At 64.8% G+C, this 26,188-nt stretch carries 15 protein-coding genes; 4 read left to right on the top strand and 11 right to left on the bottom strand.

The annotated features are described in order from the left end of the window. Positions 1-180: integrase core domain-containing protein (locus tag B3T59_RS05605; RefSeq protein ID WP_287001682.1), on the top strand; the 180-nt coding region annotated here is incomplete at its 5' end. A 178-nt stretch (positions 181-358) separates the two neighbouring features. Then, positions 359-1,402, top strand: a complete 1,044-nt coding sequence (locus B3T59_RS05600; RefSeq protein WP_287001681.1) for a hypothetical protein — start codon at positions 359-361, stop codon at positions 1,400-1,402. Positions 1,403-1,814: 412 nt separating this feature from the next. Here B3T59_RS05600 and B3T59_RS05595 read toward each other — a convergent pair whose 3' ends face one another. After that, positions 1,815-2,630, bottom strand: a complete 816-nt coding sequence (locus B3T59_RS05595; RefSeq protein WP_287001680.1) for a hypothetical protein — start codon at positions 2,628-2,630, stop codon at positions 1,815-1,817. Between the two features lie 318 nt (positions 2,631-2,948). On the opposite strand from B3T59_RS05595, the gene B3T59_RS05590 reads away from it, so the two are divergent. Together B3T59_RS05590 and B3T59_RS05585 are read left to right on the top strand one after the other, a co-directional pair. Further along, complete coding sequence (locus B3T59_RS05590; RefSeq protein ID WP_287001679.1) at positions 2,949-3,254, top strand: transposase; 306 nt, start codon at positions 2,949-2,951, stop codon at positions 3,252-3,254. After that, on the top strand, positions 3,206-4,144 hold the full coding sequence (locus B3T59_RS05585; RefSeq protein WP_287001686.1) for an IS3 family transposase: 939 nt from the start codon (positions 3,206-3,208) through the stop codon (positions 4,142-4,144). The genes B3T59_RS05590 and B3T59_RS05585 overlap by 49 nt, the downstream gene beginning before the upstream one ends. 93 nt (positions 4,145-4,237) lie before the next feature. Here the strand turns inward: B3T59_RS05585 and B3T59_RS05580 are convergent, their stop codons facing one another. From B3T59_RS05580 to pglW, 10 genes are all read right to left on the bottom strand, one after another. Then, positions 4,238-4,636, bottom strand: coding sequence for an ADP-ribosylglycohydrolase family protein (locus B3T59_RS05580; protein ID WP_287001685.1), 399 nt, complete (start codon positions 4,634-4,636; stop codon positions 4,238-4,240). A 144-nt stretch (positions 4,637-4,780) separates the two neighbouring features. Beyond that, on the bottom strand, positions 4,781-5,959 hold the full coding sequence (locus B3T59_RS05575; RefSeq protein ID WP_287001678.1) for a hypothetical protein: 1,179 nt from the start codon (positions 5,957-5,959) through the stop codon (positions 4,781-4,783). Beyond that, entirely contained in the window at positions 5,946-7,070 is a 1,125-nt protein-coding gene (locus B3T59_RS05570; RefSeq protein WP_287001677.1) for a PD-(D/E)XK nuclease family protein, read from the bottom strand. Before B3T59_RS05570 ends, B3T59_RS05575 begins: the two co-directional genes overlap by 14 nt. Before the next feature lie 37 nt (positions 7,071-7,107). Continuing rightward, positions 7,108-8,379, bottom strand: a complete 1,272-nt coding sequence (locus B3T59_RS05565) for a protein NO VEIN domain-containing protein (RefSeq protein ID WP_287001676.1) — start codon at positions 8,377-8,379, stop codon at positions 7,108-7,110. 81 nt (positions 8,380-8,460) lie between these two features. Further along, entirely contained in the window at positions 8,461-10,560 is a 2,100-nt protein-coding gene (locus tag B3T59_RS05560; protein ID WP_287001675.1) for a DEAD/DEAH box helicase, read from the bottom strand. Beyond that, entirely contained in the window at positions 10,560-11,840 is a 1,281-nt protein-coding gene (gene brxD, locus B3T59_RS05555) for a BREX system ATP-binding protein BrxD (protein WP_287001674.1), read from the bottom strand. Before brxD ends, B3T59_RS05560 begins: the two co-directional genes overlap by 1 nt. After that, positions 11,837-14,503: a BREX-2 system phosphatase PglZ gene (gene pglZ, locus B3T59_RS05550; protein WP_287001673.1), complete on the bottom strand. Its 2,667-nt coding sequence runs from the start codon at positions 14,501-14,503 to the stop codon at positions 11,837-11,839. Before pglZ ends, brxD begins: the two co-directional genes overlap by 4 nt. Beyond that, positions 14,500-18,216, bottom strand: a complete 3,717-nt coding sequence (locus tag B3T59_RS05545) for a DUF6079 family protein (RefSeq protein ID WP_287001672.1) — start codon at positions 18,214-18,216, stop codon at positions 14,500-14,502. Before B3T59_RS05545 ends, pglZ begins: the two co-directional genes overlap by 4 nt. After that, positions 18,213-21,806: a BREX-2 system adenine-specific DNA-methyltransferase PglX gene (gene pglX, locus B3T59_RS05540; protein WP_287001671.1), complete on the bottom strand. Its 3,594-nt coding sequence runs from the start codon at positions 21,804-21,806 to the stop codon at positions 18,213-18,215. Before pglX ends, B3T59_RS05545 begins: the two co-directional genes overlap by 4 nt. Next, complete coding sequence (gene pglW, locus B3T59_RS05535; RefSeq protein WP_287001670.1) at positions 21,803-26,077, bottom strand: BREX system serine/threonine kinase PglW; 4,275 nt, start codon at positions 26,075-26,077, stop codon at positions 21,803-21,805. Before pglW ends, pglX begins: the two co-directional genes overlap by 4 nt. Positions 26,078-26,188 lie beyond the last annotated feature (111 nt).

The following is a 26,188-nucleotide window of genomic DNA, read 5'->3' as shown; positions in this document are numbered from 1 at the left end:
GACGAGTGTTTGAACCGCAACTGCTGGCCCACCCTGTTGGAGGCCCGTGTGGTCATCGGCGACTTCAAGGCCGACCACAACCACCGACACCGGCATTCGGCACTGGGCTATCGAACCCCGGCCGAGTACGCTGCCGGATGCACCCACCAGCATCACCCCGTGGGCTGCGAGATCGACTGACCGACTGCAAGAAGATACTGGCTCTAGAACTGCCTGGACCGGTTATCGGGGACCTGCCACCGGGCCTACGGCGAGTCTGGAGACGAGCCCGCACCACCAGACCTACGACGAGCTCACGTCTTTCAACAAAGACCTCAGGCTGCGACGGTCCTGGCAAGAGGTCGACCTCGACGGAGCTTTGACTGAAGCGCAGCGCGAGGCATGGGAGCTTTGGCAAACCAAGCATCGCCTCTCTTGGAGATCGTCGGACTACCTCGCCGTCGGTGCCGCAGGACTTGTCGGGTTGCTCTGTTCCTGGTTCGACTCGACGATCGACAGCGCGGTGCGTGATCACCTGAAGACGCTCACCGAGTCCGCCGCCGTACAGCGTTGGGAATCAGCGGGGAAGCGACTGCCCATCGACTACATGGGGCCCGGGTTCGGTGGACGTGCGCACCGGGTCAAGTCAGCGGGTCACGATGTTGCGCGACCGATCGAAGCCATCAGGCAGGTCATGAACGGCGAGTGCCGCGGAATCCGTTGGCAGAACGGGCAAGCCATCCCGGTTTTCCAAGGTGGGGTGTTCCTACCCAATCTGTCGCTCACCGAGGCTGCGCTGCGGCTTGGGCAGCATTTGTTGGCAGATGTCGTTACTCCGATGAGCCTGCCGATCCCTGGAATGTCGTTGCTGTACGAGAGTGACAACCAATTGGTGCGGGACTTCGCCCTTCACGCCTACAGTGGACTCGGTCAAGGGACAGGTTGGAACGTGCGAAGCGGAATCGCTACGCCAACAATGACTGTCATCGCAACTGAGGTGATCATCCGTACCTACGTCCACGCCGAGGCTCTCACGCAGACAGGTTCACCAGAGCTCGACTGGCCGCAGAAGCGCCGACGTACCGAGCTGCTACTCGCTGCGCACAGTCTGATATCTGCAATATCGCTCGGCAAGGTGGCAGCCCAGATCGCGGCCCACAGCATGGCGGGTGACTATCTCCGCGCTGCGCACCCCTCGCACATCAGGCATGCAAACATCCCAGCCCTTCTCCGGACGGGAACACTAGCGGCAACTGTTGTTAATGACGCGTACCGCGCATCGCAAATACCAAGTGCACAGTCTTGGGACGAGTTAGTTGTCGCAACCGCTCAGCCCTGGCAACTCGACCTCGTGAGCAGGTACGAGACGCTTGGTAGTGCACCCGGCGGCAGGTCAGAACTACTCAAAGACCTGGATACATAGCCGGAGGCCATCCATGTGTTGAACTAGTCTCGTTGGCCCGCATATTCGCCTAAGTAGTGATAGCGGCAGCACCGACTGCCGCTATCGGCGAATGTTGAGACTGTGCCCCTGCGGAAACGCTGACGTTGAGACAGCCTTGGCGACGGGTGTTGAGACTCCGCAACTTAGGTTCCGCTTAACTCGCAACGGAATAGCCGCATTGACTCCGCCGTCACCATGACCTCCCAGCGCCAGTGCCGCGGCACTCGTGGGTGTGTCTTTGCGACGTGGATAGGAGAACACGCCTGCTGAGCCCGCGGTGATGTTCGCCGATACCGACGAGGAGCTCTCGACGACACGACCGGACTGTTTTACGCCGTGACGAACCGCTAGCTCGACACCAGCACCGACAACTGGAACCAAGCCGCCGCGGTCAGTGACGGCTCCATCGCGGACCCCTTCGCTTCGCTTCGGGAATGGCCTGGGGCTCAACTTGATCCAGCGCCAGATGCTCCGCCAGCTCGGCCAACAGGCCGCCGTTCAGCGCAGGCGGGGTCGCCGCCGCGGCCTCGATGATGCCTTTGACCTGTTGTGACGGAAGCTTCGCGAGCGTGCGCTGCAGATCAGCGAGGCCGTCCCCATAAACGATATTCGCACTGGAAACGAGCTGCATCTGCTCATCACTGAATGCCCGTGCCGCGAGCGCAGCCAGGTAGCGCGCTTGCGCTTCCACGCTGCTCATGTCTCTGCGGTACACCGCTTCGGTCACAACCAACTCCCGGCCGATGTCCACGACCGTTGCTTCAATTACGTCGGGCGGCTCGGCCGCCGCCGTACGTGCGTTGCCCGCTTTTTCTGCTTTGCGAGACTTGCGTTCAGCCGCCTTTGCGCGTCGCGCCTCGATGACGGGTCGAGCCTTCTCGTGCCACAACCGCTGGGCGTGGGGTGTTGCCTCTGCGACCAACAGCCGTATGACGTCGGCAATCAGCTTGGCAGTCTCTTCCCGCTCACGCGCTTGCCGTTGCTCATACTCCTGGGCGTGCACGTAGATCGTCTCGTGCACGTAGACCGTCTCGTGGATCACTTCGGGGGCTGTCTTGTCGACCTGCTCTTCATGCGGGATAAATCTGGCATTCCCTTTGAGGTTGCCGTCCCTGTCGAAGAGGTTGTGATGAAGCCCGCCCCCCTTTCTGTTGCCAGGAGTCAGGCCATCGTCGTACTCGTAGAAGCCTTTGATCCTATTGACCACGCGAGACCTCGGGCATGCGGTAGCGCGGCGCCGTCCGCGCCGCAGTCAGCTCATCGAGAGTCACACTGCAAACTCTACAGTCCGTCAATGACGCTGACGACCTCTCATGCTACCTATCGTAACTTCGCGCCCTATCAGCACTCAGGTCAGGACAGCACTCTCAACCAACCGGACCGGTCCACAGCGAGACGTCACTACAATGTTGCATCAAGCAGGAAAGCTGTTGATCCTCAACCCCATCCGAGATGAGCTGAGGTTCACCCAGGGTAGTGGACACCGAGATAGCGGGATCACCGGTTCCGCTGGGAGGATGTTCACATGTCGCGGAAGCGTCGGTCGTTCACGACCGAGTACAAGGTCGATGCAGCGCATCGAGTGATCGATTCAGGTCGATCCATCGCCGAGGTCGCACGCGATCTGGGCCTCAACGAAGGCCTGCTCGGCCGCTGGGTGGCCGATGAACGCCGGCGCCTCGATGCCGCGGGTCAGAGCGGCCAGGAGCCTTTGACGGCCGCTGAGCGCGATGAGCTGACCCGGCTGCGCCGCCAGGTCGCCGAGCAGGAGAAAGACATCGCATTTTTGAAAAAAGCGTCGGCGTACTTCGCGGCGAACCATCAACGGTAGAGAAATACGCGTTGATGGCCGCGGAGTGCGCCACCACAGCAATCAGCCGCATGGCCACCCTGCTGGGCGTGTCAGTATCGGGATATTACAAACACCTCAAGTCAACGGTAGCAACAGATTTGAGCCCAAATAAGCAACGCCGCGAAGAGCTCGGTGTGCAGATCGCATCGATCCACAAAGAGTCGCGCGGGGTGTACGGCTCGCCCCGAATCACTGCCGAGCTGCGCGCCGAAGGCCAGTTGGTGACCGAGAAGACCGTCGCCAAGATCATGGCCGAACGGGGCATCGCCGGGATCAGTCCGCGCACGTTCTCACCGCCGACCACGGTGGTCGATCCGTTCGCGACGTTCCCGCCTGATTTGGTCAACCGGAACTTCGATCAGGGCCGGATTGATTCCGTCTGGACATCGGACATTACCTACCTGACCTGCGGCGAAGGTGACATGTACCTGTGCGCAATCAAGGACGAGCATTCCAAACGTGTGCTGGGCTGGGCGATCGCCGATCACATGCGCACAGAGTTGGTGACCGATTCGGTCGAGATGGCAGTGCGGACACGCCGCGGCCGGGTCGATGGCGTAATTATGCACTCGGACAGAGGATCTCAGTACACCGCTCATGCGATGGCGAAGGCTTGTGAACCGCACGGTCTACGGCGTTCCATGGGGCGGACCGGGGTGTGCTGGGACAATGCCGGCGCAGAATCGCTGTGGTCGACGTTCAAACACGAACACTACTATCGCCACAGCTACGTTCACAGATCGGAGTTGGTTGCCGCAGTTGACAACTGGATGAACTACTACAACACTACGAGGCGGCACTCGACGATCGGAATGCTCAGCCCGATCAACTACGAGATGTCACTGACCGCGGACCTGATGGCCGCGTAACCACCCTCCACTATCCGGGGGGAACCTCAAGCGAACTCGGTAACCACTCGGCGATCACCTGGATGTGGCCGCCGAGCCATTGTTTGGGCGTCTTCAGAAACCTGGGTACTTGCCCCAGAGCATTCCACCATCTCGACCATCGAGGTCCCAATGCGTGTAACCCAGAAGATCAATCGCGACTTGACTAACCACCTCGCGCAGCTCCAGAGACGCGAGCCATTCCTCCGGAATGGTGTCAACACCAGAATGCGCACCAAGGATGTTGCCGGCAATTGCACCCGTCGAGTCGGAGTCGCCGTCATGGTTGACGGCGATCACCACACCTTGTTCGAAGCTTCCTGAGACGAGAGCGGCGTAGATCGCAATGACCAGTGCTTCCTCGGCGACCCAACCTTGTCCGAGATCAACGAGAGCATCCGCATGCGGGGTGCCGGAATCTGCAAGTGCCACAGACGAAGTAATGGTGCTGAGCATCTCTTCAGAGTTTGTCAGTTTCCGCCTTCTGGATCGATCCTTTCAACCTTGCGCTTACCTATACCTCCGGTGCATCAGCTATCGACGCTCTCCGCGCGCCCGTGATTTGGCACGATCGGCTGTCGGTTGATAGTTGCCGATTTCCTTCCGATAGCCGCTCCGTCAGTAGATTCCTACGGACCAGCGTCCTCCGTAGTACACCGGCGATGACGTCCGAAAACTGTAGGCATCGCACGTCAGGTAGGCGACCACCTTCTCTGCCGCTTGCTCATGCTTCCATGCTTGTTCTCCTGTGACCCGAAGCGACTTTGCTTTTAGCGCACGCGCCCGTTGCTTCGTGCCTGTCAGAACGTCCTGCCACGGCTCTTTCGACACGTCTGCTCGAACTATGTAGATCGCATCCTGACCCGCCATCGGACTGACGGCCACCGCGTGCTCGAGGATGCCCGACGTGACAACGAGGACATGATAGTCCGCGAGCGCTCCGCTGAGATTGTCACGCGGCTTCAATGACGGGTCGGGACGGACAAGCCGAAACTGCAAGCCTGCGTTCTTGTTCATCCTCGCCTGAACCAGTTCGAGAACCCCCAATCTGTCCTCGTCATAGGCCGCCGGTCGAGAGCGGCGGACCTGCTGTGTGTCGTCAGTCCTGATTTCTTGAAACGCCGGCCGCGTACCCGGCGGGAGAACTTGCCGATCCAGATACTCCTCCGGCGATTTGGGTGGACCGAGTTGTGCTGCCAGCTTGGCAAGCTCGTCAAACTCTCCTCGCAAAATTTGATCCGCATCGACTATAGCCAGCCATCGCCGGTCCTCGAACTTGCCGAGTTCGCGTGCGACGTAACGATAAGCTTCGCGAGCGTTGGATGTGAGGGTCGAACCTGAGTTTCTGTCTGACATTCGGGATACGCTGTCAGCAGCCGATTCGACGACGTCGATGGCACGGTCGACCCACGTGTCGTCACTAGTCATGGCGATGACGACTAGCGAGTCGAGCAGGTCGTTCGCCCTATCGATATCCCGAGAATCAGACGAATCAATTTGGGCGACAAGCTTTGCAAGAGCCACCTCAGGATTCGAGAGCGGACCACGCCACCCAAGATCGTCACGCAACGCATAGATCCTGGCGCACTCTCGCTTGACTGTGGCAGCAATGAGACGCAACTGCTCTATCGGGTCGTTCGGATACCGGACGTTCTGGTCGCCGTAGTCACGGACGAATCGCCATCCAAGGTAGGTGTTGACCTGCTCAGGACTGAACCGCCAAATCTGGGCTTCTATCGATTCGAGTTCAAAGTAGTTCGTGGGGACTGCAGCGAGCAACCTCTTAATGTTGAACATTGCGTACCTCGGCGTCAGGTCCATACGCCGTGCAGCCGGGCTCGGCAGCATTGTTGAGATAGCCCAAAGTCGCCTTCACCAGCTCCACGAGCGAATCAGGCGTGGCTTGACGGGGGTCGAGTGTGAATTGTGCGGCAAGCCGACGTCCCCAGTCATGGTGGAAGATGGGGTGGTGGCGCGGGCCCGAGCCGTCACCTGCTGCGTTGACCGCTTCGAGCCACTTCTGAACCGAGTCTGCCTCTCTTTTCGGTGACTTCAGAGGGTTCGTCCCCTCAACGGCCGCCGCAACTTCGGTTCCTACGGCACGTGTGAGACTTGCGCGGAGGTCAGCCAACGTGAGCGCCGGTGCTAACCGAGTCGCGAGGTCATGTGCGACTTTGCGATCGTCTGCCAGATGCTCTCCGCGATCCACTTGAACTCCGATGCGAAACAACCACTCTGTAGTGGGGACACTCTTGTCCTGACAACGGAGATCGACACACAGGAACGCCCGATCTTGCCCGCTGGGATGGGGTTGAAACGCCGTCAGCATGGGTTGGCCGGCAGCAGTGGTTCCCGCGTAGGTCTCGTATCCTTCGTCCTGCAGCCTCTTTCGGACCTGTCGCAGCACGATTGGGACAACTGCCGAGTCCATTCGCGCGAATGCACCGACCATCTGGTGCTGCCATTGCTGCAATACCGCAGCGATTGCCGAGCCGAACTCGCGCGCAGTTGCATTGGACGAACTGGCGAAACAGGCGAACGCATCGGCCAGATCGATATGTTCCCAACGTTCCCTCGGAGGAGAGTCACCTCCTTCGAGGTCGACCACGTAGCAGCGGGCGTCGCGCGATTGAGCGAACTGTTGATATCGCTCGAGTTGGTCACCATGCTCGTCCGCCGCGACCTTGATCTCCAGAACTGCGACTGGTCCGTCGCTGTCGTACAGAACCACGTCCATCCGACTGCTTCGCGTGTACGGAACCTCGACACGAACATCACTGATCTCGCGATCGAGGTTGAGCAACGTCGGGATCGGGGCCGAATCGAGCGAAATGAGGTATCCGAGCAACGAGGAAGCATCAACTTCGCTACGCAGAACGCGTCCGAGCAAGTGGTTGGGATCCGACATCGCTGGCGCCCTCAGCTTTCACTTGGTATTCGACTGTTCACCCTGAACCCTTCGGCTTCGTGTCGCCGAGATCGACTTGGTAGACATAGCCTTCGGACTGTTCGATGACGTTTTCAGCCGTGTAGATCGCGAGCGTGGGGTCGGTGAGAGCCGAGGTCACAATCGCCAACTCCCAATACTTGTCCTCGCGAGCAGATCTGAGTTCGTTGCGCGTCAGCAGGAACAAAGGATCCTGGCCGGCAACGCCTTTGACCTCCACGCGGGCAAGACCGTTGATCCTACTGGAGCACGTCAGATCCCACCCGAGCTTCTGGCTTCCCACATCTTCGACGTTGTAGCCCAAGGCTTCGTAATGCGCGGTGACCATCGCAATGGCTTCCTCCTCGACAATCTTGTTTGTCACGGGATTGCCATACCCTGCGCCGGCAGATCCGATCGTGATCGTTCCTCCTGCTTGCGCGTCTCGGTCAGGCCACTCGGGCAGGAGACCCTCGAGGAGCGCAAGTTCACGTTTCGATATCCAGGATGGATTCGCTTGCTGCGGTGACCGAAAGACCTCCAAATGCTGCAGGTCAGGATGGTGCGCACGAACATCTGCCGCCAGAATGGGCTCATCAAGCACCACGATGTCAGTCGGTACAAACCAGTCAACCGCAGCCTGGCGCTCTAGGTTCGCCCAGTAGTCGCCGCTGGTGTCGACAACCGGGTACCGGGGTCCGACGGTCCACCCGAGACCCCAGATGCCGCGCGGTGTATTTCCCGTCTCCGGCCCGCTCACCCAGAGGATTGCGCGCTGGCCGTCACCGATCATCGCCGAACGATAGTTCTCGACGACACTCCAGTTCTCGATCCAGTCGTTACCGTCGGCGATGAAGTCGTCGAGCTTCCAGACCTTTGGGTTGCACTTGAAAACCCATGCTCCCAGATTGTCTTCGGTGACGCGGCCCTCTGACGCTGCGGCAGCGGACAGGCCGATCAGGTCCCACCGGCCCGACCACTCTGCGACGCGGAACTCTTCGATCTTGTGGTGGTTCTGCGTTCGCACGTTTCTGCTGGGATCTGCGGCAAGCCAGTCGTCGACTTGTCCTTGAATGTCGTCGCGCATCCATTTTGCGTCGACGACCCGGGCGTTACCGATTGGCTGGTGCACGTCGACAAAGACCCATGCGTCGATCCGTACGCTGCGAGGTGCGCCGTCGGTCTTCTGTGCCTGCCAATCGCCGCTCTGTTTGGTCTTGAGCTTGACCAGATAGCGACTTCCATCGGGAGCATTGATATCTATCAACGCCTCGCGGCCAGCCCGCGGCACCGCGGTCCCACCTCGTCGTCGAACTTCGGATTGGAGCTGTTCGAGTCCGTCGCTTTGCACGCTCACTGTCGCTCCTTCTCGTCAGCCCTGCGGTCTGCTCGTTACAAGTCCTTCGGCCGCGACGCGCCTAGCGTTACCAGGATCACCCAGTCGCTCACCGAGCGTTCGCGCGGCAAGCCCAGGCGGCAATGCCACGGAGAACTTCAGGCCCGACAACGCATTCGCAGCGACATCGGGCTGTCGCCACTCGACATCACTGAGCTCGCGGCGGATGTCGTCTCGGTTGACTCCGGGCAGCAGCCGCAGCGATTGCTCGTCGACGCGCTGCCTAGGATCGACGAGTTGTGGCAGCGACGCCTGCAGTGTGCGGTTCGCTGCAGTGCCGGCCCAGGTCCACCAACGTCCGGTTCCTTGGTCGGGGAGAGCCGCAACGAGCTGGTCTTCACGCACCACGCCGCGGAAGGTCTCCCGCAGCTCGGCCAACCCGTCCTGCGCCCGTCGGGTGAGAGTCACTCCGGAGGGATCAGTTCCGAGGAGCACTGAGCGCATCCCACGAGCGATGTCGAAGGACACTGTGCCGCCGAGCCCGGACCATTTCGCTCGCCCACCGGAGTCGGCGGGTTCGACGAAACAGCGGTGGCGCTTCCAGTCGACGTGGGTCACGGTCCATGATCGCCCGGCCAACAACAGCACTCGGGGCCCGGCAACCTCCTGCACCAGCAAGTCCGTGCCGATGGTGCCGACTTCGTTGCGACCGGCGAGGACAGTGAACTCCGGTGGGGCGCTGAAGACTGCGGTCAGGTCGGAGAAGTATCGGCGACCGAAGCGGCGCTCGGCTTCGGGTCCGATGTGCAGGAAGTCGCCATCGCGTTCGAAGTAGCCTTCGGCAACAAGGAAGTTCATGATCTCGTCGGCGGAGTTGTCGAACACCGGGAGACTTCCCCACCAGTCGCGCCACGAGGATCGGCCAATGCGGTGCTCTTGCAAACACAACGCCATCATCTGCTGGGCCGCGATGTGACGCGGGGACGGCGGTGGCGTGATCGGCTCCACCCAACCGCGCGCCCAGCACGCCAGCATGCCCAGGGAGAGCAGTTCCTGATCGTGATCGATGCAGAGGAACAGACAGTTGCGGACGGTGCCTGACCGGCGCCCGGTGCGGCCAAGCCGTTGCAGGAACGACGCAACGGTGCGGGGCGAACCAATCTGGATAACCCGGTCGAGGTCACCCACGTCGATACCAAGTTCGAGGGTGGAGGTGGCGACGATGACGGTGTCGCGGGCGTCGGCGAACGCCGCTTCGGACCGTCGCCGTTCGGCCGCGGACAGCGACGAGTGAGACAGGAATGTGTTCACGCCCCGATCTCGCAGTGCGGCACCGAGTTCCTCGGCACGCCTTCGTGAGTCGACGAACACCAGCCGCTTCTCGCCCTGATGCAGCGAAGAGATCACCGTGGCCGCGTTCTGCAGCGAACCCACATGGTCGACGGTGATCTCCGGTGCCGACGCCACCACGTCGGTCGGCGGGGACACCACTGCGTGCGGCCGGTCGGTGAATCCGCCCTGCAACCAGCCGAGCAGCTCGTCAGGGTTGCCGACGGTCGCGGAGAGTCCGATACGCTGCAGCGGGCGGCCAGCAATCCGGGAAAGTCGTTCCAGCACAGCGAGCAGGTGCCAGCCGCGGTCGTCGCCGGCGAACGCGTGGACCTCGTCGACGACCACCGTGCGGAGACCGTCGAACAGCACGCGGGGGTCTACCTTGGTGGACACCAGCATTGCTTCTAGCGACTCGGGTGTGGTGAGCAGGATGTCGGGGCGTTCCCGCAGAATCCGCTGACGCGCAGCCTGTCCGACGTCGCCGTGCCACACGTCGGCACCGCGACCGATCCACTGGGCGTAGGTATGCAGGCGGGGTTGTAGGTTGTTCAGCAACGCGCGCAGCGGGCACACGTAGAGCACCGAGACGCCCTGCCAACCGTGTTCGGCCATCACCGACAGCAGCGGAAACGTCGCCGCCTCCGTCTTGCCGCCCGCAGTCGGGGCGAGGACCAGAGCGTCGTCGCCGGCGAGGATCGGTTCGACAGCAGCAGCCTGCGTGGGCCGTAACCCGTTCCATCGCAGGGTGTTCGCCAGGTGGTATTGAACCCCGGGGTGCAGCAGATCGAAAGGGTCGGGCGACATCAGAGATCCAGGTCGATGTCGTCGGCGGACAGTGCTTCCCGCTCGGCATCGGAGAGCTCGGTGTCGCCGATCTTGATGTCGTAGTCGGTGTACGGATCGAAGTCCGGATGCAGCTCGATCACGTCGAGCACGTCGACGAGTTTCCGCAGGAACAGCCGGGGTGCAATACCCACCTTGCCGCCCAGGCCGCCAGCCACGGCTTCGGCGAAGCGTCGCAGGAACTCGTCGTCGGCGGTGGCGCGGACGCGGTCGGCCGATTCGATTCCGCTGCAGAACAATTCACGTACCCGCCCACCGAGTTCCACCAGCCGGTCGACGTCGAACCCGGTCAGCCGCAGCTGCGGGGCGCGGGGGTTGTCGAAGCGGGGATCGCGGGAGAAGTCGGTGTGCAACCGGTCGGCGAGCGGCGGCAGCAACTGGATACCCTGCCTGCCTTCGAAGAACGCGGGGGTGCCGGTGATGAGCAGGTACAGCCCGGGGAAGTGCCCGTCGTGCACCTCGTCGACCAACTGCCGCAACGCGTTCAGCGCCTTGGCGCGGGCGTCGGATCGAATCCGTTGCAGCGTCTCGACCTCGTCGAGCACCAGGACGAGACCCGCATTTCCCGCATCCGACAGGACAGCGAGCAACCCGCGCAGAAACCCCAGGGCGAGAAAGTGGTCGAGGTCGCCCTTGATCCCGGCGCGGCGCTTCACCGCCGCTGCGACGTGCGGCTGGCCGCCGAGCCAGGCAACGAGGCCATCGGCACCGTCGTTGTCGCCATCGGCAATCATTCGCCGGTAGGCGCGGATGGCCATCGGAAACACCGGGGCGCTGGTGGCGACAGCTGCCAGACGCCGTTCCAGCAGTTCGTCGATGCCCACACCCTGGTTGGCGGCGTCGTCTTCGATGGTGAACAGCCAGGCGTCGAGGATGGGGCGCAGCGCCGATGGTGGGATCGATGCGGTCCGTAGCGATTCGATGCTGCGCCGGTACACGGTTTCGAGTTTGTGTAGTGGCGTATCGATTTCGTTGATCTGAACCTCGGCGACCGCGAAGCCTCGCTTCATCGCACGGTCGCCGAGCCAGCGCGCGAAGAACGTCTTGCCCGAGCCGTAGTCGCCCCGGACGGCCTTGAACATGGCGCCGCCGCCCGCGACAACGCCCAGCTCGGTCTCGATCTCGGACTCGAACCGGCCGAGGCCGACTGCCAACTGGTCGAGGCCGTTGGACGGGACCGTCCCTCGCCGTAGGGCGTCGAGGATCTCGCGTCGACGCCGCGGCGACACCGCCGCGGTCACGAGCCGACCCCGAACTGTTCGCGCAGCAGATGCTCGTCGAGGCGCACGACCGGACCGTCGAGCGCGAGAACTTCGTAGCCTTCGACGTCGAGGACCCGCTTGATTTGCAGCAGCGCGCCGGTGACGCGATTCTCGCCGAGTCCGAGAATTCGGGCGGCTTGCGGAAGGGGGAGTTCCCGGTTCGATGTGCCCAGCAGTCCGTCGATGAGCGCACCGGTCTGCGCCTCCGAGACCACGATCCGGCCGGCGAGCTTCCATTGGGAAGCGAACACTGCGGTGGCGAGAATCTCTGAGGCGAGCGCTGTTTGGTGGGTTTCAATCTCCGACTCGTCGTCGAACAGCGTTGGTGCCGTGACCGTGGTCTGTGTTTGTGTCGTGCGAACTGGTTTGTCCGTATCGGCAGTGATGGGCGTGTGCCACCAGGCGGGTTCGACGTCACCGATGGGTTGCAGGGTGGCCGGCACGTCACCGGTGTAGAGCCCGATCACCGGGACCACCGCTTCCGCGGGCGTGCCGCCGCCGTGGTAGCCGGCGTTGACAGGGCCGTATCGGATGGTTTCGTCGACGGCGAGCACCACCGCATGATCGTTGGTGAGGACCCGCGGGCCGCGGACCAGGACCTCACCGTCGCTGACGGTGTCGAGTTGGCCGTGGGCGCGTTGCCCGTAGTGGTTGGCGCGGGCCAGCTTCACCGAGTCGCGTCGTTCGATGATGTGCCCGTGGTCGGAGGTGATGATCACCGCGCGCCCGGCGCGCTGTGCGTCCCGGAGCAGGGCGCGTAGGTGGGTGATGGTGCGCAGCGACCAGTCGGTGCCGCCCGGGTCGGTGTGGTGCAGGGTGTCGTCGACGTAGTTGAGGACCGCCGCGACCAGCGGTCGGCCGGTCGGGTCGGCGATGGCGTCGGCGACCTCGGTGGCCAGGTCGGCGCCGGTGGGCACCGTGTCGAGAGCTTTCTTGTGGAAGATCGGATCAGGGCGACCGGGTGCCGCCTGTAACCCGGCCTCTCGGATGGCGTCGAGGAAGCTGGAGCGCTCGGCGGTGTCCGTGCCTTCGCGGAGTTGCCCGCACAGCAGGGAGCATCGGCTGCGGCCGGTCAGCGTAGGCAGCACCGCCAGCGCACCGGTGCGTTGCGCCGCCCCACCCACAGCCGCCTCACTCCAGCCCGCCTCCCGGGCCGCGGCAACCACGTCGATCGCGGCCGCCACCGACAACGCATCCACCACCACCACCAACGTCGGGGTATGGGCTGCGAGCGGAAACACGATGTCGCGCAGCAAGTTCTCCACCAGCAGACCGGTGGGATGCGGGGTGTCGGCGAGCGCGGCCGCGAACCGCCGGTCGATCACGCGACGACGCGCGACGACGCGGTCGATGACATGGGCGATGGCCTCGGCCAGGCCACGGTGGTCGACGCCGCGGCGTGCGGTGATGAGGGCGGCGTCGACCCACGCGCCGTTGCCGACGTGGTCGGCGGTCAGCGCGTCGAGACCGCCGGTGGCGTCGTGGTCGGCGACGAGCCAGCGCAGCAGGCGCACCGCGGCCTCGGCACCGGCGAGCGAGGAATCCTCCGGTGCCAGGAAATGGCGCGTCACCTCCTGCCATGCGTCCTGGACGCGGACCGCCGCAGCGGGGGACGGTGCGGTCGACGGATCGTCCGGGATCGCATCGGTAATCGTCTGTGCCAGGGTGTCGAAGCGTGCGGACAGACCGTGCGGCAGGAGCTCGGAGGTGCGTGCCAGTTCGCCGATGCCGCGGTTGTTGACGTGTGCCGCAGCAGCAGTGAGGACGATGTTCCTGGCTGCTGGGTCGAGTTGTCCGATGACGAGGCCGGCGGCGTCGTCGGACCAGTTGACGAGATCGGGTTCGGTGAGGCCGTCGAGGGTGTAGGTGCCGAGGAACAGGCCGCGGGCCAGTTCACGGCCGGGTGCGTCGCCGACCATCAGTCCGGCGACCAGTCCCAGTGGCACCAGGTCGCCGATCCGGTCGGCGGCGAGCAGTCGGCCCACGACCGGACCGAGGCGCCCGGCACGGCCGGCCAGCCATGCAGTAACCGACGCCATCACCGCAGGCCCGCCGACCGCACGCAGGTGCACGAGATCGTCGGACAGGTCACGCCGCAGACTCCACTCGAGCACGGCCGATGCGTCGATCTCGACCTGCGGGTCGTCGGTGACCCGCAGGGCCGCGTGCGCCAGTGCCGACATGGCGTGGTCTCGGGTGAGGACGCCGCCCGGCGCGGGTGTCACGGCCGTGTTCGGCAGAGCGGCAAGCAGTCCGAGTGCGAGGCCACGGTCGTCGGGCACCCGGTAGAGGGCCGGTTCGATGGTGTTGGCCGCGAACATCGATCGCAGCGCCGCCCACGGGTCCGGGGTGAGCAGCCGGTTGTCGATCAGATGCGCGAGAACCCCGTCGCCCAGCTCCTTTTCGTCGACCGGGGTGAGGATCACCAGCCAGCCCTGTTCGTCGCGGGTCTCGATCGCCTCCCACACCGCGAGCGTCGACGGGCAGCCCACCACGGTCACCGGCACGCCGTCGTGGGTGAACGTCCCGTCCCGCCAGGTGGCCGACGCCCGCAATCCGAGGACGCCGCAGCGGTAGCGTTTGTCGACGGCCTGCTGCAGTCGGGCGGCGATGATCGGCCGGGTCGCGGTGAGTGTGCTCACTCGATCCACCACTTCACCCGGACCCGGGAGCCGTTGGTTGCCAACGCCTCCCGCAAGGAGGCGGCCAACTCGTCGACATCGGCGACACCCGTGACGTCGACGTCGTGTGTGTTGCTCGGCTTGTCAGTGTCGGTCGAGTCCTCATTACCATCGTTATCTTCGTCTTCGTCGTCGGAGTTCGGCTGGCCTTCCACCACCCAGTCGACGACCTTGCTCTCGATCCGGCTGACTTCGTCGCGCAGCGACCGGCCGGGGGTGACGATGAGCTCTTCGAGGCTGCGGACGATCGCTCGGGCCGTGCTGCCACGTTCACCGGGCAATTCGTGGCCAGCGAGGACGGAGTCGAGGAGCCGCCACTGGAAGGTGCGGAGCGCGACGGCGTCGGCACCGGCGTCGGCGCGCATCTGCCCCGCGGTCTGGCCGGCGACGACCAGCTGCATCCGGGCCAACATGGAGATCAGTGCGACGTTGCCACTGCTCCCGGCGAGGTCGTCGAGGAATGCGGTGAGTTCGCGGACGGCGGCGATCCGGTCGGAGTCCGCCACCTCCAACCCCAACCTGCGATGAGCGGTGGCAACCTGATCGGCGACGTTCTGCAGTTCGGTACGGTGTTCGGCACTTCGAGTGCGGACGGCGTCGGCGAACTCGGCCACGTTGGCGCCGGTGAGGAAGGTTCGCGGCATCGTGTAGCCGAAGAGTTGACTCGCGTGCAGCCGCGCCTTCTCCCAATCGGCGTCGTCGGGCAGCTCCTCGGCACGCAGCTCGATGCTTTCGCGCAGGGCACCGAGCTTCAGCGAGCGGGCAGGGGCGCCGGCATCGAACCACGCCCGTTTGCGCAGCAACGCCCACGCCGACACGATCAGATCCCGCGCTTCGGGCCGCAGACCCCAGGCGGGGGTGACGGTGTCGATGCGGCGTTGCAGCAGTCCCACGGTCACTCGGTCGGCGTCCGCGGCGGCCCGGTCGAGTTCGCCGGCCCAGAACGCGAAGGTGTCCTCGCCGAACAGGTAGTGATCTTCGGTGGCCTTGCCGACCCGCAAGGGTTCGGCGATGCGTTGCACCGTTTTACGTTCGGTGCCCGGGAGGGTGGGGACCCGCCCGGTGCTGTCGGTGGCTGCCCGCTCCACATAGTCGCGCACGGTCTCGTACTGGCGGGCGGTGACCTCGTCGCCAGGGTTGATGAACTGCGGGTGTGCCGGGTAGACGGCGGTGAATGCTTGGTCAATCACCTTGTCGAAGGCTTCGCTGAGCGACAGCGCGGCAGGCAGTTTGGGGCTGAAGTCCTTGCTCAGCGAGATCAGCACCTCGGTGTGGCCGGGGTCGTCGACAAACATCTTGGGGTCTTGCGCCTCGATGCCGTAGGCCTGCCGCAGCAGCAGGTCGAACGAGGTGAGGATGCCGCGGTGCAGGTTCTCCAGAATGCCGCGGGCCTGCGCACGGTCCGACGCGGAGAGATGATCGGAGTTCTCCTGCCATCGGTCGCCGCTGCCGGTGAACAACCAGTCCAGCTTGACCAGCAACGCGAGATCGTCAAGGGCCTTGGCGGAGAAGAACTTCGGCAGCCACGCGATGCAGTGCCGGTCGCTATCGGCCAGCAGACGGTCGATGCGGGCGATGTCGTCGGCGGCGGAGAAGTTCTGTTCGTCAAACGGGTAGTCGACGACGAGTTTCCAGGTGCCCGGCCGGTTGTCGAAGCTCTGCTCGGGCACCGATCCGGGATCGCGGATATTGCCGAACGCCACATCGACTTCGCGGCGCGACCCCCGCCAAGTGATGGTGCGGGTGGCAGCACCGACGAGGTCGTCCTGCGCGGTGCTCACACCGAGCGCCCGGTGGACAAGGGTGCGGATCAGCACTCGACGCCGTCCCGCGTTGTCCTCGGCCCGGATACGGTCGAGCACCGACTGGTAGTCGACGTCGGACAGTTGCACCCGGATGATCGGGTTCGTGCCCTCGGACACGGTGATCTCGGGGACGTCCTTGGCCCAACCACGCACCACACCGAGCACCACCCGGGCCTCGCCGCCGCGCAGTTTGGAGCGAATCGAACCATGATTGAGCGCCGCCAGACGAGACGCGGTGATGTCTTGTAGTGCAGGCACTTTGGGCGCGACCGCCGACAAGAGCAGTGTCTTGGCGATCCGTTCGTGTGCCCGGAAACCGACCGGCACCGACGCCGGATCGTCAGCGAGTTGTTCTTCGGTGACCTCGTGTGCGCGCAGCAGGATCGGCAGTAGCTTGGTGCGGTAGAGGTCGGAGGCGGCGGTGAACATGGTGCCGGCGTGCGAGTCGATGGGGGTGTTGCCTTCGACGATGTAGTCGAAGGCGTCGCCGACGGGGATCAGGTCGGCGGTCGTCAGTGTGTCGCGGCGGTCGACCAGCATCCGCTGCATCACCTTGAGGGCGGTGCGTTCGCGTTGCATCACCGACGACAGGTGGCGCAGGGTGGCGACCAGTGCCGGGGAGAACGGGTAGGTGAGACGGAACTCGTGTTCGGAGGCGCCGGTGTGGCTGTCGGTGGCGTTCATGGTGTCGCGCAGCACGTCCCACACTTCGGGGCTGCGGCTGACTGACCGGAAGGCTTCGTCGAGCACGGCGGCCGCGGCGTCGTCGCGGGGCCGCAGCAGACGTGCGTGGGCGACTTCGGCGAGGTTGTCGTCGCCGAGTTCGATCTCGTAGAAGCGTTCCTTCTGATAGTGGAACGCGCGGTCCAGCGCGTCCTGTTCAGCCCCGGAGGCGCCGGCGTCGGCGAACCACTTGCGCAGATCCATCTGCCGGGACACGAACGACACCAACGGGATCGGGCGGCGACTACCGGACGACTCGACGAGCTTGGTGAGTTTCTGCGATTCGCGGGAGAAGAACTCGCTGTCGGTGACGGAGAACGCCAGCCACAGCACCAGCTCGTCGAGGAACAGCACGACGGCGTCGTAGCCGAGACTTTGGGCGTGCTCGGTGATGGCGACGAGTCCACGGTCGAGGTCGACGTAGGTGGCCTGCTCCACGAACGATCCGAAGTAGCTGCGCACCAGCGCCGACACCAGGGTGGTGCGTTTGGTGTCCTCGGGTGGTGCGGCGACCGCCGCCAGGTAGGTGTCGAGGTCCCAGGTGTCGCCACCGAGCACCGCACCCCACGCGTCGGAGTAGCCGCCGCCGGTGTCTCCGCTGCTGAGGCCGGCGAGGAAGGCGTCGTCGCCGATCTGGCCGCGCAGCTTCTCGGCATCCTCGATGAGGGTGTCGGTGACGTGCACGGCGGGCAGTGGCGCATCAGGGTGCAGGCGGGCGATCTGCCGCAGGTAGCCGCGGAAGATTGCTTCCTCCAAACTCTTTGCGCCGAGCAAGTGATAGGTGAGTCGCAGCACGGACTTGCCGTTGAGCTGTTCGTCGTAGCGGCCGGTGAGGGAGGTGTACTTTGCTGTGCGGGCGGCCGGGTGGTTGCCGAGCAGCGCGTAAAGAACGGCCATGAAGTGCGATTTACCGGAGCCGAACGAGCCGGTGAGGAACGCGGCCCGCGAGGTCTGGTTGTCGATCGCGTCGGCCACCAGGCCTAGTGCAGCAGCGAAGTTGGTTTCCAGGGATTCGGTGAGCACGTACTGGTCGAGGGCGGCCCGGATGTGCGCGTCGTCGTCGGTGCTGTCGGTCAGCCGCAGCACATAGTCGTCGGATCCGGTGCGTTCGGGAATGTTGATGACATCGCGCAGCAGGGTGCTCATGCCGTGGTGTCCTCCGTCTTCGTCTTTCGGGTGCGACGTCCGCGGGTGGCGGCCGGTGGCCTCCATGCGGCGAGTTCGTCTGGTGCGATGCCGAGTTCGGTGCTGTGCGAACGCAGGACCTCGTCGATGGTGTCGGCCACCGATTCACCGAATTCGGGGTCGATCTCACCGTGCCACTGCCGCACCCACGGCAACAGTTCGGCCAAACCGCCGAGCATCGGCACCAGTTTGTTGCGGCTGGTCTGATCCCATCCGTCGGCGCTGATGCGCTCGTCGATCACCCCGGCAAGTGCAAGGGCTTGTTCGGCGTGATCCCAGCCGGCCCAGCCGAGCAGCATCGTCGGGTCCGAATCGCGGCCGGCACCCGGATAGGAGATGAACCGTTCCTTGGGCACGTCGAGCTTGCCGCGCCGCGCCCAGTATGACGTCTTGAGGAAGTCGGCGGGCTTGTACTTGGGTGGCACCGGGATCGGTGCGCCCAGCTTCTCGCCGGCATCCTCGCGGCGCTGCAGATCCCAGGTGTGTTCCCACGCTTCATGTTTGGTGAGTCCGCTCGGCTTGTACCGCCATGCCGCCAGGTATGGCACCCCTTCGTCGGCGAGGAGCTTCTCCAGCGCAGCACCGGTCGACACGTCCGGGCTGCCCGCCCACAGCCGCAGCACCTGACGAAAGTCCTCGTCGCGGTCGAGGCGATCGGCCAACTGCGCGACACTGCGCGGAGTCGGATGACCGTCCTCGAACCACAGGTCTCTGTTCTCGGTTCGGTCGAGCAACCAGTCCCGCAGCGTTTCGGTGACGCGTTTGTCCCACGGATCACTTACCCACCGCCGCTTGTGTTCCGGCTTCTCCAACAACCGGATTCCCGGATTCGATGCGATGACGTCCAGGCGGCGTTGGAGCAGCTCGCGATAATCGGCCGAGAGATGATGCGGAATCTCCGTGACCGGTGTGGAACGGTGACGCTCGAACCATGCGGTGTGTTCGCCGTCCTCGACCGCACGCGCGAGCACAATCTCGAACGCCCGCTCACCAAGCGCGATTCCGGGAAGATCGCCAGGGTAGGTCAGGCCCTCATCGATCAGCCCGTACAAGCGGTAGCACTCCCAGTCGAGTTCTTCCTGGTGAGCGATCAGCAACGCGCGCAAACGGTTTGCCTCCGCGCGGGCGGTGTCGAGAGCGTCGGCGGTAGGCACGTCGCGCCCGGAAACCGCCGATGGTGCCTGAGCCGCGAGTTCCTGAGCCAGGGTGTCGAGCGTGCGGGCGCGGGCCAACGGAGACGACGGCGGTAGCGGGAAGTCCTTCAGCGTGGTGCCGTTGAACTGATACCGTGGCTCCCAATCCTCGTCACCAATTCCACCTCCGATTCCTCCATTGCCTTTGTTGAAGCAGTTCTGCTTGAGCCAGAAGCACCCCACCGAACTGTTCAGCACGCCGAGCAGCCGCAGGTGGTCGTCCTCGCTCGCTCCCTCCGGCAACTTGATAACCGGCGCGGTCCGGTTGAAAACCTTGCCGCCGCGGTCCAGGACGAAATGGTTGTGGGTTGCGACTTCGGCGAAAGTGATTGAGAGTTCTGACGTGTGCTCATCTCTTGGTAGTTGATGCCAGCCGTACCAGTCCCGTCCACTCGTGAAGTATGTCCCACCTCCGAATGTTGATCGGGAGCCCAGTGTCGTCCGGAAGCTCCAGAGGTATCGATCCACGGCACCACCCATCGTGGGCAAGCTGAGGATCGAACCGCCGCCTGAGTACGGGAGGAGTGCTACTTCCGATGATGCCGCGTCCCAATCACGCACTTCGTCCCCGCGTGATGCCGAATGCAACGCCGGGGATCCCGGTAGTCGCCGCGCATATCTGTCCGGAAGAAAGAAGATTTCGTCTGCGTGGCTGTCACCGAAGAAGCCAATTCGCTTCTGAAGGTGTCGCAGCGATGTGTTAGTTGCTTCCTCGATCGCTTTGAGCGTCTCGGGCGCTCCGCCCCCGGAAAGGCTCCACGGGTGAGCACCAAGGCTGGCACGCGGTAGATCGGCGACGCTGATCCAACCACTCTCGAATCCCGGCTCGTCGACGTGGTCCACGATCGCTGACCACACAAGCCCCTCTGCTGGATCGTCGGGTCGGCCGGGTTCACCACGCACACCGAGGACCGCGCGAACAGTATCTCCTACCGGAGACCGATTGCGGCCCACGATGATCACAGTGGGAGTTCCGTGTCCCGGAATGTAGGCGCCAGACGTATCGATGACACGCTTGAGATCGCGTGTCACTAGGAACTCCTCGATCAGCTTCGACCCGAACTCGCGTTTCATGAACGAGTTCGAGGTGATCTGACCCACCCAACCGGGCTGGTCCGGACCGCTCTTGGCAAGGTCGTAAAACAGCTCCATGAACGGGACGGTTAGGGCGTACTGACGGTGACACGTCGAATAAAGCTGCCGGTAAGTCTGATTCAGAGCGGAATCCTTGACCGTGATGTAAGGCGGGTTCCCCACCACGGCGTCGTGTTCTCGCTGCAGAATGCCTTTCAAAGATTCTGCGTTCTCGGTCGAAAGCGCCAGCCGTTCCTGGCTCGCGCCCCACATGTCGTCGTCCAAGGCCTGCTGCCGCGCACCCCACAACAGAGAGTCACCCGCAGCGAGATTCAATTGAATGTCGATCAGCTTCTCGATCGACTTGTCGCCGCTGGCATGGAGTGCTTCGACGAGGAGTCGGAATCTTGCAATCGCGACAGCAAACGGGTTGATGTCGACGCCGTACACCGACTCAAGTGCCCGCTGCACCAATACACGCTCGCCCAGACCGGGGGCTTCGCGCTGCCAGCGGTCGAGGAGCCGATGGAATGCACCGAGCAGGAAGTGTCCGGACCCGCAGGTGGGGTCGATGACAGTGAACCCGTCGAGGAGGCGTTCGTCGAGGGCGGGCTCGAGGGTCTGGTCGAGGATGAACTCTTCTACGAACTCGGGGGTCTGCAGGAGCGCATACGTCTGCTTCGCAAAATCGGACAGATCTTGGTAGACGTCTCCGAGGAATCGGGTATCGACGCCGGTGAAGCTCCAGCGGGGCTCGCCTTCCTCGTCTTTGTCCCACCAGAACTCGAGGAGCTCGCGTGCGGCGTCGCCCGAGGGCGCCACCTGGTGCATCGGCGAGTAGGAGTCGACAAGTCCGCGTGTCGCGTCCAGCGTTGAGAAGTGGTCGGCGATCGTGGTCAGCCAGTCCCGGTCAGTGTGTTCGGGATTGGCGGCGAAGTAGGCGCGCCGCGCGTCGAGCGCCTCTTGACGGGAGTCTGCGTCGGGCCCACCGATCCATGCCTTCGACACCAACGCATTGTCTTCGCAGTAGCGGGCGAACACGGTGAGCAGCAGCCACGCCACAGCCGACTGGGTGACCCGCTCATCGCGCCACGCCTGCCACGATGCGGCGGTGCGTTGCGCGGACAACGCTTCGGCATGCTCGGCGCGCCACAGCGCCGCAATCGCATCCTGGCGGGCTGCGACGTCGTCGCCGTCCACCCGGGCCCGCAGGTCATCTTCGAGTCGGCCCAATTGTGCCCGCAGGGCCTTCACCAACTCGGCCGCAACAAACGCCACGGTCACACCACCTCACTTGTTTCCGTGTCATCGTCGTGCTTCTGTGCCGTGTCGGCCGCCGGTGACCACACAACGAATTGCCCACCTGGTGAACCCAATTGGATGGGTTTTCCGTCGACCATTGCCCCGCGCTGTCCGCGCAATTGCGGGACCACCACCCACACCGGGCGGCGGCGGGGCGCCGAGAGATCACTCAGGTGGGCCAGCACGTCGAGGTAGCCGTAGCGGGCCAGCGGCGAGAGCTCTCGCAGGATCAGCGGCCCGCTTCCGGGTGGCACGTCGTTGGAGAACACCTGCTGTTCCAGCTCGGTGCGGAATTGCGGCATCACCTGATCGAGTACTGCTCGCAGGCCGCGGGCGTCGCGGGTGCCGGATTCTGCGGCGTCGGCGCTGCGGACGAGATCCCACGGCAATCCCTTGGCCGAGGAGAACTCGCGCATCTTCGCGACGATCGCGCCGGTCACGTCCAGGAGTCCGCCGTGGTGGTCGCCCGCGAGAGAGTGCGCGACCGCGTCGTGCTCACCGGGCCGGTGCATCGGGACGCCGATGACGACGAATCCGTTCTCCCGCAGGGAGGTGGCCAGCATGTCGCGCTGTGCTCGGACGTCACCGCCGGTCCACTGCGGCTCGGCAGCTTCGGGCGTGGAGCCTTGGTGGGTGGCCGGTCGGGTGTGCAGGGATGTCTGGCTCGGTGGCGCCTGCGTCTCGTAGCGGTAGCGCGAGCGCGTCTCGTCCCAGGAGAGACCCAGTCCGGCGCGTGCGACGATCGGATCGAGGTGGGGGCGTTGCGGGAGGCGGTCCAGGTCGGGGAAGCGGGCCGCCACCCGGGCCCGCACCTCCGCCGCGGTGAGTTGTTCGGTCTGGGCGAGTCCGCCGAGTGCGAGTCGCAGCGCGGCACTCGGTTCCATGGTGCGCGAGTGCAATTCGCCGCGCCCGGACACCGCGGTGTGCCGCGAGATCGCTGCGGCCAGCCGTACCAACCGTGCGTCACTCGGTACCGGGACAGGCGTGTCCGGGTCGGTGGCGCTGCGATATGCGCGGCTGAAGCTGCGGCCGAGTTCACGGACGGCGGTGCCGGCGGCGACCACGCCGTCGGTGGTGCCGGTCGAGTGTGCGGCGGTGACAAGTTCGTCGGCGCGCTTGGCGGCCGCTTCGGCGGCGGCCAGCAGTTTCTCGTCGTCGGCGACCAGGGTGAGTCGACCGCCGTGGCGGCGCCGCACCAGTTGCCGGTCGCCTTCAGCGGATTCGTGTTCGGTCAGCCGGTCGTAGGCGATGCGTAACAGTCCGGCGGCCGCACGTTCGCGGCGGGCCCGTTCGGCGACGTCCGCGGCTCCGGAATCCGCCTGCGGTAACCGACCCCGGATTTCGGCGGTCAGGGTGGAGATCGCCACCACGCCACCGGAGTCGCGGAGCACGGTGTCGGCGACGTCGAGCACACCGTCGAGCAGGGTGCGGGTGTCGGCGTTGCTGCCCCAATCCGCTTGCAACTCCTTGAGGAGCTGGTGTCCGCGCGGCAGGGTTTTGTCCAGCGCCGTGGCGAGTTCGTGTCCGCTGGCGAAGGCATCGAGGCCGGGACGAGTGCCGAGCAGCAGTTCCGCGGCGTGGCGGCGGGTGCTGGCGCGTTGGGTGCCGACCGCGTCGAGGAGCAGGGTCACGGCGTCGTCGAGCCCGAGGAGTCCCTGCGTGCTGGTCGCGGTGAGGCGCTTCTTCTTGGGGTCGAGCTTCTTGACCCACGCCTGGTAGCGGTCAAGGATCTCGCGGCGGGTCGGTTTGGCCTCCTTGGCGACCAGCCGGTTGAGCCGGGTCGAATCCAGCGCAAGGAGTTCGCCGACGGTGGTGACCTGTGCTGCCGCGAGGGCGGATACGGCGCGGGCGGTGAGGCCGGCGGCCTGCAGGGTGGTCGATGTGGTGACGTCGGTACCGGCGTCGGGTTCGGTTGTCGCCGAGTCCAGTTCTGTGAACACCTGCCGCCAGGTGCGCAGCATGTCCTCGGCGGTGTCGGGGCGGGTGGCCGCGTTGCGGGAGAGTGCGGTGGTGAAGAAGGTGGTGAGCGCGCCGGCCACGGCCGGTTCGAACATGTGCGGGGTGACGGTCACGTCGTCGTCGGTGGCGGCCGGGTTCACCTCGGGATCTGTGCCGTAGCGGGGTGCCTGGCCGGTGGCCATCTCGAAGAGGACCACGGCTGCGCCGTAGCGTTCGGCAGCGGTGTCGTATTGGCGGCGGCCGTCGAGGCCGAGGAACGGGTCCAGGTAGGGCGGGGTGCCCGCTTCGATGTTGCGCGGGTCGACCCCGGCCATGGAGAAGTCGAACAACATCAGGTGGGTGTCGGCGCGGTTGCTGGAGGCGAACACGCCCAGGTTGGACGGTTTGAGATCGCGGTGCATCACCCCGGCACGTTCGAGGGCGACCAGTGCCTGCAGCAGGTCGGTGCCCCACCGTTCGAGCAGGTCGATCGAGAGTCGTCCGGCCTTGGCGGTGAGTTCTTCGGCGAGCGTGGTCCGGCCGGCGTACTGCACCACCAGCGCGTCGCGGCCACCGACGGTGACCTCCGAGGACAGTTGCACGATCCGCGGGTCGTTGAGTTTGCCGAGGAGGTGGGCTTCGTCGTGCAGGCGGCCGGCGGCCTCGTCGTCGCGGGCGACCTTGAGCACGCGTTCGGCGTTGCCGGCGCGCCGGTCGATCACCAGGATGCCGACGGCGGTCGATCCGGCGCCGAGTCGGCGCTTGTACTCGAATCGTCCGTCGCCGAGGTCGTCGCCCGGGCCGGCTTCGAGGGGGTCGGACCCGGCGTCGGGTTGGGTGAGGTCGCGACGCACCTGTTCGAGTCCGTCGAGCAGATCGGCCATCGTCGAGAACCGTTCGGCCGGAACGGGGTGGGTGGCGGTTAGCACCCAGTTGCGCAGCGCCGACGGTGCCTGCGGCATGTCGGCGGCGAGGTCGAGCCCGTGGTCGCGGCGCAGCCTATCCATCAGTTCGCCGCGTTCGGTAGCCGGAGCGCGACCCCCGGTCAGCAGGTAGAACGCGAGGGCCCCCACCCCGAACACGTCGAGGCGCGCCGGGTCGGTGGACTTCATGTCCTCGGGGGCGGCGAACAGCCGGGCCTGATCGCTCAACGCGCCGGCCATCAGGCTCAGCGCGCCGGCGGTGAGTCGGGTGACCCCGGATTCGGCGTTGGCCGGGAGCACCCCGGCCGTGTCCCAATCGGTGACCTGCGGTTGCACGCTGTTGCTGCGAGTGCGGATGGTGATGGCGCGCGGGTTGAGCGTGCGGTGCACCACGCGGTGGCGGTGCGCGTACTGGATGATCTCGGCGATCTCGGCGATCAGTTCGAGTTGGTTGTCGAGGGTGAGTCGGCTGCGGTTGTCGGCGAGCCACAGGTCGAGGCGTGCATCGTCCTTCGACTGGGTGAACACCAGGCCGATGCCGAGTTCGGGTTCTTTCACCACGTCGACGGGCACTTGGAGGCCGTCGCGGCGCAGCCGGGCCAGCAGCCGGTACTCGTGTTCGACGGCGCGGGCCTGGGCATGCTGGTCGGCAGAGGTGGCGCCGGGCCGGGGCAGGTAGAAGCGGATGCGGGCGTGGCGTTCGGTGTCGACGTGATGGAACGCCGGCCAGTCCTGCCAGCCTTCACCGTCGCCGAGGGGCTCCTCGTCGATCACCCACGACCCGACCTCGCGTTGCCGGCGCGGCGCCAGCCCGATCGCCTCCATCAGATCCCGGATGAGCAGCGACTTCTCTTCGCTGACCGGTTCATGCCGGGGGGTCTGCAGCAACCGCTGCCCGATGCCGGTCAGTCCGCTGGTGCGTTCGTTCTCGTCGAAGCCGTAGATGTTGATCGTCGAGCTCGCGGGCATCTCGCAGACCAGGTCCGGGTGATGAAGGAACACCAATTCCTGCACGTACGGGATGACCTTGCCGGCGCCACGCTGCCCGGTTCTCTCCTCGATCCGGTCCTTGAGCAGCGACTTGAAATACTGGGCTTTGCGCCGCGCCAGCAGCAGTGGCGAGTCCTCGGACCGGTATCCGGCGCGTTGCCACACGTGGTCGTTGCCGCGCAGCACACCCTTGTAGTACTTGAGTTCGATCAGATACAGCGTGTCGGCGGCAAGAACCAGCAGATCGACCTCGTGCCAGCGGCCGCGGTTGTCACGGAATTCGAAGTTCGACCACGCCCGGAAGGGAGGGCTGTCGGGCAGCAGTTGCTTGATGTAGGCGAGGCCCTTGGCCTCATGCTCGAACTGCGACGGTGAGATCTCGACCCACCGTTCGTTCTGCACTGTCGCTCCTCTGGTGAATGCACCCTGACGTCCGATTCAATCTAGCGTGACCCGTGAGGGGTAGCTGATCGGGTTCGCCGACGGTATATGACCGGTATGACGAATCGGATG

Origin of the sequence: Gordonia sp. UBA7860 (genome assembly GCF_002500165.1) — a bacterium.
GTDB lineage: Bacteria > Actinomycetota > Actinomycetes > Mycobacteriales > Mycobacteriaceae > Gordonia > Gordonia sputi.
This window is presented reverse-complemented; position numbering and strand designations above follow the sequence as displayed.